The sequence below is a fragment of the Brevibacillus thermoruber 423 genome, from assembly GCF_000454065.1.
Classification (GTDB): domain Bacteria; phylum Bacillota; class Bacilli; order Brevibacillales; family Brevibacillaceae; genus Brevibacillus; species Brevibacillus thermoruber.
In genome coordinates, this window is the sequence record NZ_KE695653.1 from 41,724 (window position 1) to 55,783 (window position 14,060).

Consider the following 14,060-nt stretch of genomic DNA (forward strand, 5'->3'; position numbering starts at 1 on the left):
ATTTTTTCATTCCAATTCCCCCCTTTTACATAGTGGAGAAAGCTGGTTTCGCTACTTGTGGACACACAGGCCAAGCGACCACATACAGCCTGTGCTCTTCTTTCCTCTTTCCGTTCGAAAAGAGGGCGGATTCGCTACTGGCTCCATACAGACCAAGCGACCAGATACAGTCTGTACTTCATCGCGCTTCCTACCTATATTTTACACGTTCATGACAAATTTCGGCAATCATAGATTCATAGTCTAATAGCTTCAATTTCTGAATGGTAAAATTTTCCTAGAACTATATTCACAACAACGCTGCCAAGACAGCCTTCTGCGCATGGAGGCGATTTTCCGCCTGGTCAAAGACGACGGAGTGGGGACCGTCAATCACGCCGGCCGACACTTCTTCTCCGCGGTGCGCAGGCAGGCAGTGCATGAACAGGTAACCGGGATCGGCGTGTTGGACGAGCTGCTCGTTTACCTGATAGGCCGCAAAATCCTTGAGGCGCTGCTCGTTTTCCGCTTCAAAGCCCATGCTGGTCCACACGTCCGTGTAGATGACGTCGGCGCCGTTCACCGCTTCGGCGGGATCGTGCGTGACGACCACCCGGCCGCCGCTGGCCAGCGCATACGCGGCCGCTTTCTTCACGATGTCGGCGTCCATCTCATAGCCCGGCGGCGTGGCGACGCGCACGTCCAGGCCCAGCAGGGCGGCCGCCAGCACGAGCGAGTTGGCGACGTTGTTGCCGTCGCCCACGTAGGCCAGCTTGACGCCCTGCAGCGTGCCCTTGTGCTCCCAGATCGTCAGCATGTCGGCCAGCGCCTGACACGGATGGAACTGGTCGGTCAGGCCGTTGATGATCGGAATGCTGGCGTGTTCGGCCAGCTCCTCCACCCCGGCGTGGGAAAACGTGCGGATCATGATGGCGTCGACGTAGCGGGACATCACCTTGGCCGTGTCGCTGATCGGTTCGCCGCGTCCGAGCTGCAGCTCCTTGCCGCTCAGAAACATGCTCATGCCGCCCAACTGGTACATGCCCACTTCAAAGGAAACGCGGGTCCGCGTTGACGACTTGTCGAAAATCATCCCCAATGTCTTCCCTTTAAGCGGCTGATACGGCTGACCGCTTTTTTGCCGCTGTTTGAGATAGGCGGCAAAATGCAGGAGCTGAGTCAACTCCTCTCCGCTGAATTCATCGACGCGGAGCAGGTCTTTTCCTTTACAACTGGCCAATTGCTCGCTTGCAAAGTGATCCAATATCTTCACAGGCTGCATGCCCGTCACCTCTTTTCTCCGTAATGGCTTCCACGTACAGCGCAAACGTCTCCGCGGCAGTGAACAGCGGAACCCCCTGCTGGACCAGCCGGCTCCGCAGAGCAAAACCGCTGCGGCCGCGCCGGTTCCCCTTGGTGGCGGTGATGAGCGAAAAGGCTACGGTTTCCGTTTGCAGCAGCGCTGCCAGATCCCGCTCGTCCGCGACCACGTGCGTGACGGAAAAGCCGTTTGCGCCCAGCCAGACAGCCGTTCCCGATGTGGCCGCCCAGACCGCGCCCTGTTCCTGCATCTTCCGGATGGCCGGCAGCACGTCGTCCGTCTTGTCGGCATCGGCCAGGGAGAGGAAGCAGACCTGCCCCCTCTGCCACGGGCGGTGCACGCTGTCTTTAAAGGCGAACGCCTTGCCCGCCGCTTCCGGGAAGGTACGCCCCAGTCCCAGCACTTCCCCGGTCGATTTCATCTCCGGTCCCAGGGCCGGGTCGACGCCGCTCAATTTCACGGTGGAAAAGACGGGCGCCTTGACGACGGCGAACGGAATGTCCGGCAACAGCCCGGTCCCATAGCCCATGCCGGCCAGTTTTTCGCCCAGTTGGGCGCGCACGGCCAGTTCCACCATGGGGATGCCGGTCACTTTGCTGGTAATCGGCACGGTCCGCGACGCGCGGGGGTTTACCTCCAGGACGTAGACCGTCTCGCCGTGAATCACGAACTGAATGTTGATCAGCCCGACCGCCCCCATCTCGCGGGCGATGGCCTCCGTGTACCGGGCGATCGTCTGTTTGACGCCCTCGGACAAATCCGGAGCCGGGAAGAGCGCCACGCTGTCGCCCGAGTGGATGCCCGCTTTCTCCACGTGCTGAAAAATGCCGGGGATGAGCACGGACTCGCCGTCGCACACGGCGTCCACTTCTGCTTCCCGTCCGGGGACGAATTTGTCCACCAGGAGCGGGAAAAAGGCGCGGCTGTCGGGGTGGTTGAGCCACTCCGTGATCGTGGCCGACAGCTCCTCGACGTCATGGGCGACCACCATGCCCTGGCCGCCGATCACGTAGGACGGACGCAGCAGCACCGGGCAGCCGATCTCCGCCGCCACGGCGGCCGCTTCCTCCAGGGAAGACACCCCTTTGCCCGGGATGTGCGGAATCTCCAGCTTGCGCAGCATCGCGTAGAACCGTTCGCGATCCTCCGCCCGTTCGATCGCGTCCAGCGACGTGCCGAGCACGGTCAGGCCGGCGGCAGCCAGCTTGGCCGCCAGGTTAATCGCCGTCTGGCCGCCGAACTGGACCATGACGCCGTCCACCCCTTCACGCTCCGCCACGTGCAGCACATCTTCCACGTGCAGCGGCTCAAAATACAGATGGTTGGCCGTCTCGTAATCGGTGCTGACCGTCTCCGGGTTGTTGTTGACGACGACGGCGGCGATGCCCTTGGCCTTGAGTGCCTTGGCCGCGTGAACGGAGCAGTAGTCGAACTCGATCCCCTGTCCGATGCGGATCGGGCCGGAGCCGAGCACCAGCACTTTGCGCCCGGCAAGCTCCTCCACTTCGTCGCACCCCTGCCAATCGGAGTAATAGTACGGCGTCTGGGCGTCAAACTCGGCCGCACAGGTGTCCACGATCTTGTACGACGGCTGGATGCCGGCCTGATTCCGCAGCGCTTTGACCTCAGCCGCCGTGCGGCCGGTCAGGGCGGCGATCGTCTCGTCGGCAAAACCGCGCCGCTTCGCTTCCGCCAACAACTCGACGGTCAGCGTTCCGCTCTTTGCCAACTGCTTCTCCAGCGCCACGATCCGGCCCACGCTTCGCAGGAAAAACGGATCGATGCCGGTCAGGGCGTGCAGTTCGTCCTCGTCGAACCCTTTGCGGATCGCCTCGGCCAGTGCAAACAGGCGGACGTCGGTCGCGTCCCGCAGCAGGCCGACCAGCTCGTCCCGGCTGCATGCGGCCAGCTCGGGACGGGCGAGGTGGGTGCAGCCCTGCTCCAGCGAGCGGACGGCCTTGAGCAGCGCCGCTTCCAGGTTGCGGGCGATCGACATCACTTCGCCGGTCGCCTTCATCTGCGTGCCCAACTGACGGTCGGCCAGCGGGAATTTGTCAAACGGCCAGCGGGGAATTTTCACCACGACGTAATCCAGCGTCGGTTCAAAGCTGGCGTACGTATAACCGGTAATCGGGTTGAGCACTTCGTCCAGGTTGTAGCCCAGCGCCAGCTTGGCGGCGATCCGGGCGATCGGATAGCCCGTCGCTTTGGAGGCCAGCGCGCTGGAGCGGCTCACCCGCGGGTTCACTTCGATCAGATAGTAGCGATCCGACTTCGGATCAAGCGCAAACTGGATGTTGCAGCCGCCGACCACGCCCAGCGCGCGGATGACCTTGGTGGAGACGCTGCGCAGCATCTGGTACTGCCGGTCGGTCAGCGTCTGCGACGGGGCGACGACGATGCTGTCCCCCGTGTGGATGCCCACCGGGTCCAGGTTTTCCATGTTGCAGACGATGATGCAGGTGTCGTTCGCGTCCCGCATCACTTCGTACTCGATTTCTTTCCAGCCCTTGACGCTGCGCTCGATCAGCACCTGGCCGATCGGGCTGGCGGCGATGCCTTGGGCCGCCACCGTGCGCAGCGACTGTTCGTCGTCGGCGATGCCGCCCCCGGCCCCCCCCAGCGTATAGGCGGGACGCACGATGACCGGATACCCGATCGAATCGGCAAACGCGACGGCCGCTTCCACCGACTCCACGGTGGCGCTCTCCGGCACCGGCTCGCCGATCTGCTTCATCAACTGCTTGAACAGCTCCCGGTCTTCCCCGTTCTGGATGGCGGACAGCGGCGTGCCCAGCAGTTCCACCCCGTATTGGGCGAGCACCCCCGCTTCGGCCAGGGCGACCGCCAGATTGAGCCCCGTCTGTCCGCCCAGCGTGGGCAGGAGGCCGTCCGGCCGCTCTTTGGCGATGATCGCCGTCACGGACTCCACCGTGAGCGGCTCCAGATACACCTTGTCAGCTACCTGTTCGTCCGTCATGATCGTGGCCGGGTTGTTGTTCACCAGCACGACCTGCACCCCCGCTTCCTTCAGCGAGAGGCAGGCCTGCGCCCCGGCGTAGTCAAATTCCGCCGCCTGGCCGATGACAATCGGCCCCGACCCGATGACCAACACTTTGTGAATGTGCGGCAATTTAGGCATATCTCTTCGCTCCCACTACGCGCATCGACTGCAAGAATTGGTGAAAAACGTGCGACGTGTCATTTGGACCCGGATGCGCTTCCGGGTGAAACTGGACGCTCATGATCGGCAGGGAGGTGTGGCACAGCCCTTCCACCGACCGGTCGTTGACATTGCGGTACGTCACGGTCAACAGCCGTTTGTCCAGGGTTTCTTCCTTCACCACGTACCCGTGGTTTTGCGAGGTCATGTAGACTTTCCCGGTGGCCAGTTCCTTGACCGGATGGTTGCTGCCCCGGTGTCCGTAGGCCAGCTTTTCGGTCTTGGCGCCAAACATCAGCGCCAGCACCTGGTGTCCCAGGCAGATGCCCAGCGTCGGATACAGTTCCGCCGCCTTCCGCCACTCGCCGCAGTAGGCGAGCAGGTCGGCCGGGTCGCCGGGCCCGTTGGAAAAGAGCAGGCCGTCCGGCTGCAGCGCCTGAATCTGCGAAAACGGGGTGTCAAACGGCACGACCGTCACGCGGCAGCCCAGCTCCAAAAGCGATTCCAAAATCGACTGCTTCATGCCCAGATCGACGAGCACCACGTGTTCCTGATTGCCGGGGTAGCGCTGAATGTGGCGGCTGGAGACGTCGGCGACCAGCGACTTTTTCCGATGCGCGGAGCCAAGCGCCGCCACCTCCTCCACGCTCAGCGGCCGGTCGGCAATCGCGCCGAACAGCGGGCCCGACTGGCGCACCCGCTTGGTAATCGTCCGCGTATCGATCCCGGCCAGGATCGGGAAGCCAAACGCCTCCGCCGCTTCCGCCAGCGTGCGGCGGGACAGGTAGTGGCTCGGCGCAAGGCACAGCTCGCTGACGACCATTCCCGACAGGGCGGGCTTTGCCGCTTCGTAATCCTTGTCGTTAATCCCGTAATTGCCGATCAGCGGGTACGTGAAGGTGACGATCTGCCCCGCAAAGGACGGATCGGTCATCACTTCCTGGTATCCCGTCATCCCTGTATGAAAAACCACTTCGCCGTATCCTGTCAGCGGGGCACCGTACAGCGTCCCGGCGAATACCTCACCGTTCTCCAGTGTCAAATATCCGGGCCCCAACCCTTGTTTCTCTCCGTTCATCTATGAAAGCCACTCCTCTCCAAAGGGCACTCTCTCACGAAAATTTATGCAACGTCATGTATTAATATACATTTAGAATTATAAAAATGCAACGAGTTTTTCAACGGGATCAGAAAGCCGCTTTCCGACTCGCTGCATGCATGTGCCCGATCCATTCCCGTTCCCCCGCATCGGCCGCCAAGCCGGGCCGCACCGCCTTGCGATTTCGGCCGCGCCCCCGGCATTGGACCGCTTTTCCTTACCACTTCTCCACCGCCTCGCCGAGGACCGCTATCACCCGGTTCACTTCTTCCTCGGTCGTAACAAACGAGGGCAGCAGGCGGACGACCTGGGGACCGGCCAGCAGGACGAGTACGCCTTTTTCACGGGCGTAATCGACGACGGACGACGCCGGCACCGTCACTTCCACGCCCAAGAGCAGCCCCTTGCCGCGCACGGCCGTCACTTTGCCGGGATATTCCGCCCGCAATTTCTCAAGTCCGCTCACCAGTTGTCGATGCAGGCCGCCCACCCGTTCCAGCACGCGCTCTTCTTCCATCGTCTCCAGCGTGGCGATGGCTGCGGTCATCGCCAGCGGGTTGCCGCCGAACGTGGTGCCGTGGGTGCCGGGGGCAAACGCCTGGGCCGCCTCTTCGGTCGCCACCACGGCGCCAATCGGGAACCCGTTGCCCAGCGCCTTGGCCAGCGAGATCGCGTCCGGCTTGATCCCGTACTGCTGGAAAGCGAACCAGGTGCCCGTGCGTCCGATGCCGGTCTGGATTTCATCGACCAAAAGCAGCAGGCCGTGCTCGTCGCACAGTTGGCGCAGCCCCTTCACAAACGGCTCTTCCGCCGGGTGTACGCCCCCTTCCCCCTGCACCAGTTCGAGCATGACGGCGCAGGTCTTCTCCGTGACGGCGGCGCGCACCGCCTCCAAATCGTTGTAGGGCACGGTGACAAACCCGTCCGGCAGGGGGCCAAATCCGTCCTTCACCTTGTCCTGCCCCGTGGCGGTCAGGGTAGCCAGCGTCCGGCCGTGGAACGACTGCTGAAACGTGATGATCTCGTATCGTCCGGTGCCTTTTACTTTTTGCGCGTAACGCCGGGCCAGCTTGATCAGTCCCTCGTTGGCTTCCGCGCCGCTGTTGCAGAAAAACGCGCGGTCGAGGCCGGACAGGCCGCACAGCTTCTGCGCGAGCACCTCCTGCTGGGGAACGTGCATCAGATTGGAGCAGTGCCACAAGGTGTCCAACTGTTCGTGCAGCCGTTTGGTCACTTTGGGGTGAACGTGTCCCAGCGAGGTGACGGCGATCCCCGAGACAAAGTCGAGATACTCGTTGCCCTGGTCGTCCCAGACGCGGTTTCCCTCTCCCTTGACCAGGCGGATCGGCCATTTTGAATAGGTATTCATCAGATGCAGGGGGGCAGCCACTGTGCTCATGTTACGATTCCTCCTTTTACGCTCCTTGCTTGAAGCGTGTACTTTACGCGCGGCGCCCATTACGCGCCTTTTGGGACGCCTGCCTTGATCGCGGTTCCCGCCGTTTGCCCGGCGCATACCGCCCGCAGCTCTTCCGCCGTTCCCCGGCAGATGACGACCCGGGATACGCCTTGCGAGAGGGCGTCCAGAGCGGCCTGTACTTTCGGGATCATGCCGCCGGTAATCACGCCGTCCGCAATCATCTGTCCGATCTCTTCCGCATTCGTCTCCGCCACCAGCGTCTTGGCGCCGTCCTGATCGGGGCGCAGGATGCCCGGCACGTCGGTCACCATGACCAGACGCTCCGCCGCCAGGGCGGCAGCGATCGCCCCCGCCGCCACGTCCGCGTTTACGTTGTACGTCTCCGCGCCGTCTGCGCTCACGGCCAGCGGCGCAATCACCGGCACGTAGCCGCGTTCGAGGATGGCGGCCGGGATGGACGTGTCCACCCCTTTCACCTCGCCGACCAGGCCGAGCGGTTTTGGCGTCCGCTCTGCCGTCAGCATTACGCCGTCAATTCCGCTGACGCCCCACGCCCTGGCTCCCGCCTGCGTCAGCCGGCGCACAAGCCGCTTGTTGATCTGCCCGCACAATACCATCTCCACCACCTGCAGCGTCTCTTCGCAGGTGACGCGCAATCCGTCCACAAACCGGGGAGTGATGGCCAGCCTCTCCAGCATGCTGTTGATCGCCGGACCGCCGCCGTGCACGATGACAATCCGCCGGCCGGCCTGCTGCAGGTCGGCGACCGCTTGAAAAAACGCGTCGGGCAGCAGATCCATGGTGCTGCCTCCGCACTTGATGACCACTACGCCTTGCATGTCACATCCTCCTCTACGGGAACAGCGGCACCAGCGGCAATCCGGTCGCGTCCGGCCAGCCGAACATCAGGTTCATGTTTTGGACCGCCTGACCCGCCGCCCCTTTGACCATGTTGTCGATGACGGAAAGCACGATAACCCGCCCCGTCCGCTCATCCACATGGACGGAAATGTCACAATAGTTCGAACCGTACACCTCTTTGGTCCGCGGGTGGCTCCCCGGCTTTCGCAGCCGGACAAACGGCTTGCCTTCATACGCCGACCGGTAGAGCTGATGCACGTCGTCCGCCCTCACCGCCCGCTCCAACTGTCCGTAGGCGGTGACCAGAATCCCCCGTGTCATCGGCACCAGATGGGGCGTAAACTGGACCACATGCTCCACGCCGCCCTTTCTGGACAGCTCCTGTTCAATCTCCGGGGTGTGCTGGTGCTGGGCCACCTTGTACGCGTGAATGCTTTCGTTGATTTCGCTGAAATGAACCCCCTGGGAGACGCCGCGGCCCGCTCCCGACACCCCTGACTTGGCATCGACGATCCAACTGCGGGGGTTGACCCACCCGCTTTGTGCCAACGGAATCAGCGCCAAGAGCGCAGCCGTCGGATAGCAGCCAGGATTAGCCACCAACTGCGCACCGGCCACCTGCTCCGCATTCCACTCCGCCAGGCCGTACACCGCCCGATCCAGCCACTCATCGGGAGCCGGCTCCCGTTTGTACCACTGCCGGTACAGTTCCCCGCTCGCCAGGCGAAAATCGCCCGACAAATCGATTACCCTGGCGCCGCGCTTGAGCAGTTGCGGCGACAGTTCCGCGCTGACGCCGGCCGGCGTGGCCAGAAACACCACGTCGTTGTCGGCGCTCATCCTCTCAGCGTCGATCGCCGACAGATGGGGCAGGGGGTAATGCTGCACATGGGGGAAGACGCTGCCCAGCGCTTCTCCCTCCGTCGAACTGGAATACAGATTGGCCACCTGCACATGGGGATGGCCGGCAAGCAGACGGATCAACTCCACGCCGCTGTAACCGGTCGCCCCGACAATCCCGACCCGGATCATAGCTCTCTCCCTCTCTTGTATTTTTATACATGAATCATAATAAAAATTCAATCAGATGGCAACCCTTCTCCCCTAAAAATCTCGCCCCCGCTTACGGCTCCCGCCCTCTGCCCCGATGCCGCCGCTCCGTGTATCCGTTCGTTGGGCGGTCCCCAAGCGGTCACCAAAAAGAAAACGCCCGGCCATTCGCCGGACGCTTCGCGCACGTGCTATTTCTTGTCGGCCAGCCAGGCGGCAACGGTTTCGGCATCTCCGTCCTTGACCAGTCCGCCTGGCATACTCCCCTTCCCGTTCTTGAGGATTTCCAGGATTTGTTCCTTGGTGTATTTGCCTCCCACGTGCGTCAGGTTGGGGCCGACTGCCCCCTCCAGATTCTGACCGTGGCAGCTGGCACAGTTGTTTTTAAACAACGTTTCGGCTGTCGCGGCATCATACTGGCCCGATGGAGCGGCGGGTGTTTCCGTCGCGGGTTTTTGCCCGGCGGGCGGTTGTGCTTGTTTGCCGCCGGTGGCACAGGCATCCAGGAAGAATACAAGCGCGATGGAAAGGATGGCAAACGGGAAACGCTTCATGCTGTTCCCTCCTTTGTATGAGTATTCTTCGCTAAGTATGCCTCCGCCCGGAACAAATCATTCTTCCGCTCACAGGGAATCCGTCTACGCCAGCGGCAGTTCCAGCGGGCTCCACTCCCGCAGTTCCAGCGTCCGGGCGCCCTCCTTGACGACCGGGTCCGCTTCCGCCAGGCGGCGCGCTTCCTCGGGCGATTCCGCTTTGTAGATGACCATTCCGCCTCGCTTGTCCGTAAACGGTCCGGCCATGACCACTTTCCCCTGCTTGTAGAGGTCATTGAGGTAGCTCAGGTGGGCCGGGCGCACCTTGGCGTTCAGTTCCTGGTCAACAATCGTCAGCACAGCAACGTACAGCATGACGTCCTCTCCTTTATCAAACGACTTGTCACTGGAAGTATAGCACAATTTCGACAACTCATTCGGTCGAAGAAGTAGGATTTTCCACGAAAACAGCGAACGATTGAAGGAGGAGCAACAAGAAAGGCGGTAGATAATGGGAAGGCAGATACAACTTTATACGTCCCTGTTTCAGAACAATCCTGACGCTGTCTTTACGGTTGACATGGAAGGCGGGTTTACGAGTGTGAATCCGGCCGGGGAAGCGCTTACGGGATACGCTGCAGACGAGCTCTTCGGCAGAAAGATCTGGGACATACTCTCGCGCAAAACGGACGGCAATCATGTCGAAGAGATGGTCAAAGCTCTCTATGACGGAGTCCGCAAAAACCGCCATTATTTCCTTCGACATAAACACGGCCATTTCATCGAAATCAGTGTGACCAGTTTTCCCATTTTCGACAACGGAAAAGTGGCCGGGCGGTACGCAATCGCCAAGGACATCACGGCATACAAGCGGACCGAAGAGGCCCTGCACCAAATGGAAAAAAATTTTCGGCTCATCTCTGAAAACGTAATGGACCTGATCCGGATCACCGACACGAACGGCGTGATTCAATACGCCTCCCCCTCGCACCTTACCGTGCTGGGCATTGCGCCGCAACAGCTTTTGAATCTCCCTTGTTTTTCCCTGCTGCATCCGGACGAACGGGAAAAAGCCAGAGCATCCTATCGGCAGATGGTGGAAAGCAAGCGGCCGGTTGAAAAGGAGTACCTGTACCGGCATCAGGACGGGCGGACCCTGCTGTTTGAAGTGAAAGGGAGGCCGGTCATCGGCCCCAACGGAGAAGTGGAACATGTGGTGGTCATCGGCCGGGACATCACGGAGCGCAGGCGGACGGAAGACATGCTGCGCAACTCGGACAAGCTGTCCGTCCTGGGGGAGCTGGCGGCGGGGATCGCCCACGAGATCCGCAATCCGCTTACCGCGCTGAAGGGTTTTATCCAGCTTTTGCAGACGGAGCAGTCGACCAACGATTAGTATCTGCGCATCATGCTGTCGGAGATCGAACGGATCACCTTTATCACCAGCGAACTGCTGCTTTTGGCCAAGCCCCAGGCGCTGCGCTATCAGCGGCACGACCTGCTGCCGCTCCTGCAAACCGTGATCAAGCTGCTGGAGCCGCAGGCCAATCTGAAAAACGTAACCATCCAGACCCGGTTCCCCGATGCCGCCCCTTGTATCACCTGCGAAGAATACCAGATCAAGCAGGTATTCATCAACATCGTGAAAAACGGCATGGAAGCCATGCCGCACGGAGGAACGCTCACGGTTGACGTGTCGGCCGAGGGTACGGCCGAAGTGGTGGTCCGGATCATCGACGAAGGAGACGGCATCCCCGAGGAGATGATCCCCAAATTGGGCGAGCCCTTTTACAGTACCAAAGAACAAGGAACAGGCCTCGGCCTGATGGTGAGCCACAAAATCATTCGTGAACACCGCGGTTCCATCGCCATCCACAGCACGGTGGGGAAAGGCACCACGGTGGAGATCCGGCTGCCGATGTCAGACTTCTGCCCGTAACAGACGGACGACGGCACCGGGTGCATTGGTAATGATCCCGTCGGCTCCGCACGCGACCAGCCTTCTGACGTCCTCTTCCCGGTCTGCCGTGTACGCCAGCACCTTCACCCCTGCGGCATGAGCAGCGTGGACCAGTTCGGATGTGACCAGGTGATGCCACACGTGCAGGGACCCCACCGGGTACGGCAGACGGCGGAGATAGCCCACCGGATCGTACAGGACGGCCTCGTACAACAGCCCCAGACACAAATCAGGCTCTCGCCGATGTACCTCCTCCAAGACCTTGTGGTCAAACGAGGAGACGATCAGCGAGAGCTTGTGTTTCCAGGGGCTCAGCCGTTCTGCGACGGCCGAGCCGATTCCGTCGTACCAGACAGGCCCGTTTTTGATCTCCACATTGACCACCGCTCCGGCGGGAAACAGCGGGAGGACGTCCGCCAGCTCCGGCACCGTCTCGCCCGCGTGGCGGGAGGAAAACCAGGCCCCGGCCGAAAGCCCGGCGAGCTCCGCCATCGTTTTGCTTCCCACCAGTCCCGTACCGGTGGTCGTGCGGTCCAACACGTGATCGTGAATCACACAGAGACGGCCGTCCGCCGTCAGATGCACGTCCAGCTCGACGCCGTCCGCTCCCTGCTCCATCGCCAGCAGGAACGCGGCCCGGGTGTTTTCCGGCGCGTCGGCGGAAGCGCCCCGGTGTGCCACAATCGAGGGTCTGCCGGCCATCGCGACTCCTCCTATCGCTTGATCTGCGAACGCAGATAGGCGTCGATAAACGGATCAATCTCCCCGTCCATTACGGCCTGTACGTTGCCGACCTCCACGTTGGTGCGGTGGTCTTTCACCAGGCTGTACGGGTGGAAGACATACGAACGGATTTGGCTTCCCCAGGCGATGTCCTTCTGCTCGCCCTGGATGGCCTGCAGCGTTTTTTCCTGCTCTTCCCGCTTCCGCTCAAACAGGCGGGCTGCCAGCATTTTCATCGCCCGTTCCCGGTTTTTGATCTGGGAGCGCTCCGTCTGGCAGGTGACGACGATCCCCGTCGGCAGGTGCGTGATCCGGACGGCGGAGTCGGTCGTGTTAATGTGCTGACCGCCCGCGCCGCTGGAGCGATAGGTATCGATTTTCAGATCCTCGGGACGGATTTCCACGTCGGTGTCTTCCTCAATCTCCGGCAGCACATTGCAGGAGACGAACGAGGTGTGGCGTCGGCCCGAAGCGTCGAACGGAGAAATCCGCACGAGGCGGTGCACCCCTTTTTCCGATTTCAGGTAGCCGTAGGCGTTGTGCCCCTTGATCAGCAGGGTGACGCTCTTAATGCCGGCCTCGTCACCCGGCAGGTAGTCCAGGGTCTCCACCTTGAAGCCCTTCGACTCCGCCCAGCGGGTGTACATGCGCAGCAGCATCGACGCCCAATCCTGGGACTCGGTGCCGCCCGCGCCCGGGTGCAGTTCCAGAATCGCGTTGTTCTTGTCGTATTGGTCGCTGAGCAAAAGCTCCAGCTCAAAGCTCTCAAACTCTTTTTTCAGCGCCTGGGCGCTCTCGTACAGGTCCTGGATCATCGATTCGTCGCCTTCTTCGATGACCAGCTCCAGCATCACCTGCAGGTCCTCGTACTGGGCGTCCAGTTTGGCCATGGTCTCCACCAGGCCTTTGAGCGCATTCAGTTCGCTGATGGTTTTTTGCGCGGCGTCGTTGTCATCCCAGAAGTCGGGAGCGAGCATCCGCTCCTCCAGCTCGCCGATTCGTTCCTGTTTCGCAGGGAGGTCAAAGAGACCCCCTGATATCCGCTAATCGCTTAGCCATACTGGACATCTCTTGCTTGACGTCCGCAATGTCGATCAATGCCATGTGCGAATCACCTTCTCTTCCTTGTGCTATGTTACATTGTACCGCAAATCGGCGGATTCGCAACCGGACAACGTCGATTCGGGCGTGGCAGAGGCGTCAGCACGTCGTTACCCCTCCGGCGGGGCGGGCGCCGATCGGACGTCCTGCGGGGCGTTCCCCATGTCCCCGCTTCCCGCATGAACGAGCACGCTCCCTCCGGACGGTACCGCCCACCTGTCCGCGGCCTGCAGGCGCTCCGCCTGCTGCGTCCATCCTCCGGCGGCTTGGACGCATGTGCACATCCCCGCCGCACCGCTGTGTCCGCCGTACGCTCGGAATCCGGCCGCTGCACCGGCCTTGTCCGGGATGACGCACCCCGCCGGCGCCGCTTTTGACCAATTGGGTTCCGGAATTTCTCGCGTCAGCCTTTCATCGAGGTAGACGACGTCCCTCGCGGCAAACACCACCTCCGGCTGTCTTTCTCCCTCGTCAGTTTCCGGCTTGTCCATCTGTATCTTTCTGTCGGCCAGCAGGTAGGCCGGTTTCTGCTGGTGACCGGCCTGGACCGCATCCAGCGTGGCCGCAATACGCTCCAGCATCAGCTTCCCTTGTATGCCCATCACGTTACTCGACGTTCTCATGGTTCATTCCCCCGTCTCTCGTGTGGATGATTTCCAGGTAAAAGTGGTGTACTTCCGATTGTATTCATTTTGCCTGGTTTTTCCACGAGAATCGTTCGATGCTTTTTTCCAGTGTTAGACAAAACCGCCAAACCTCTTCGGCGAGGCGCACCAGAAACGGGCGAATGCTGTCTAGCCGCAGGGAGACGGGGAGAAAAAAACCGCTCCTCCCGACACGGGAAGAGCGG

General features: G+C 61.5%; 13 protein-coding genes. 2 read left to right on the plus strand and 11 right to left on the minus strand.

Annotated elements, in window-relative coordinates:
* Positions 1 to 289: 289 nt before the first annotated feature.
* The 8 genes from argF to M516_RS0117550 form a co-directional block, all read right to left on the minus strand.
* Positions 290 to 1,261, minus strand: coding sequence for an ornithine carbamoyltransferase (argF, locus tag M516_RS0117515; protein ID WP_029100269.1), 972 nt, complete (start codon positions 1,259 to 1,261; stop codon positions 290 to 292).
* Positions 1,206 to 4,442, minus strand: coding sequence for a carbamoyl-phosphate synthase (glutamine-hydrolyzing) large subunit (carB, locus tag M516_RS0117520; protein ID WP_029100270.1), 3,237 nt, complete (start codon positions 4,440 to 4,442; stop codon positions 1,206 to 1,208). Before carB ends, argF begins: the two co-directional genes overlap by 56 nt.
* Complete coding sequence (locus M516_RS0117525; RefSeq protein ID WP_029100271.1) at positions 4,435 to 5,541, minus strand: carbamoyl phosphate synthase small subunit; 1,107 nt, start codon at positions 5,539 to 5,541, stop codon at positions 4,435 to 4,437. The genes carB and M516_RS0117525 overlap by 8 nt, the downstream gene beginning before the upstream one ends.
* 238 nt (positions 5,542 to 5,779) lie before the next feature.
* On the minus strand, positions 5,780 to 6,961 hold the full coding sequence (locus M516_RS0117530) for an aspartate aminotransferase family protein (RefSeq protein WP_029100272.1): 1,182 nt from the start codon (positions 6,959 to 6,961) through the stop codon (positions 5,780 to 5,782).
* A gap of 59 nt (positions 6,962 to 7,020) precedes the next feature.
* A complete protein-coding gene (argB, locus tag M516_RS0117535; protein ID WP_029100273.1) occupies positions 7,021 to 7,821 on the minus strand; it encodes an acetylglutamate kinase in 801 nt (266 codons plus the stop codon).
* A gap of 13 nt (positions 7,822 to 7,834) precedes the next feature.
* A complete protein-coding gene (gene argC / locus M516_RS0117540; RefSeq protein WP_029100274.1) occupies positions 7,835 to 8,875 on the minus strand; it encodes an N-acetyl-gamma-glutamyl-phosphate reductase in 1,041 nt (346 codons plus the stop codon).
* Between the two features lie 209 nt (positions 8,876 to 9,084).
* A complete protein-coding gene (gene cccB / locus M516_RS0117545; protein WP_029100275.1) occupies positions 9,085 to 9,447 on the minus strand; it encodes a cytochrome c551 in 363 nt (120 codons plus the stop codon).
* Positions 9,448 to 9,531: 84 nt separating this feature from the next.
* Positions 9,532 to 9,801 (minus strand): YciI family protein, encoded by a 270-nt coding sequence (locus M516_RS0117550; protein WP_029100276.1) that lies wholly within the window; start codon positions 9,799 to 9,801, stop codon positions 9,532 to 9,534.
* 136 nt (positions 9,802 to 9,937) lie between these two features.
* Here M516_RS0117550 and M516_RS26015 point away from each other — a divergent pair, with 136 nt between their 5' ends.
* Both M516_RS26015 and M516_RS26020 read left to right on the plus strand, forming a co-directional pair.
* Positions 9,938 to 10,822, plus strand: a complete 885-nt coding sequence (locus tag M516_RS26015) for a PAS domain-containing protein (protein WP_238551000.1) — start codon at positions 9,938 to 9,940, stop codon at positions 10,820 to 10,822.
* Between the two features lie 12 nt (positions 10,823 to 10,834).
* Positions 10,835 to 11,365 (plus strand): ATP-binding protein, encoded by a 531-nt coding sequence (locus M516_RS26020; protein ID WP_238551001.1) that lies wholly within the window; start codon positions 10,835 to 10,837, stop codon positions 11,363 to 11,365.
* On the opposite strand, the gene M516_RS0117560 is transcribed toward M516_RS26020, so the two are convergent.
* From M516_RS0117560 to M516_RS24435, 3 genes are all read right to left on the minus strand, one after another.
* Positions 11,348 to 12,088 (minus strand): glycerophosphodiester phosphodiesterase, encoded by a 741-nt coding sequence (locus tag M516_RS0117560; protein ID WP_029100277.1) that lies wholly within the window; start codon positions 12,086 to 12,088, stop codon positions 11,348 to 11,350. The genes M516_RS26020 and M516_RS0117560 overlap by 18 nt on opposite strands.
* Before the next feature lie 11 nt (positions 12,089 to 12,099).
* A protein-coding gene (gene prfB / locus M516_RS0117565; protein WP_141669699.1) for a peptide chain release factor 2 occupies positions 12,100 to 13,213 on the minus strand; the annotation gives its coding sequence in 2 pieces (ribosomal slippage) (positions 12,100 to 13,131 and positions 13,133 to 13,213; 1,113 coding nt in all).
* A 107-nt stretch (positions 13,214 to 13,320) separates the two neighbouring features.
* Positions 13,321 to 13,833: a hypothetical protein gene (locus M516_RS24435; RefSeq protein ID WP_152523427.1), complete on the minus strand. Its 513-nt coding sequence runs from the start codon at positions 13,831 to 13,833 to the stop codon at positions 13,321 to 13,323.
* Between the last annotated feature and the right edge of the window lie 227 nt (positions 13,834 to 14,060).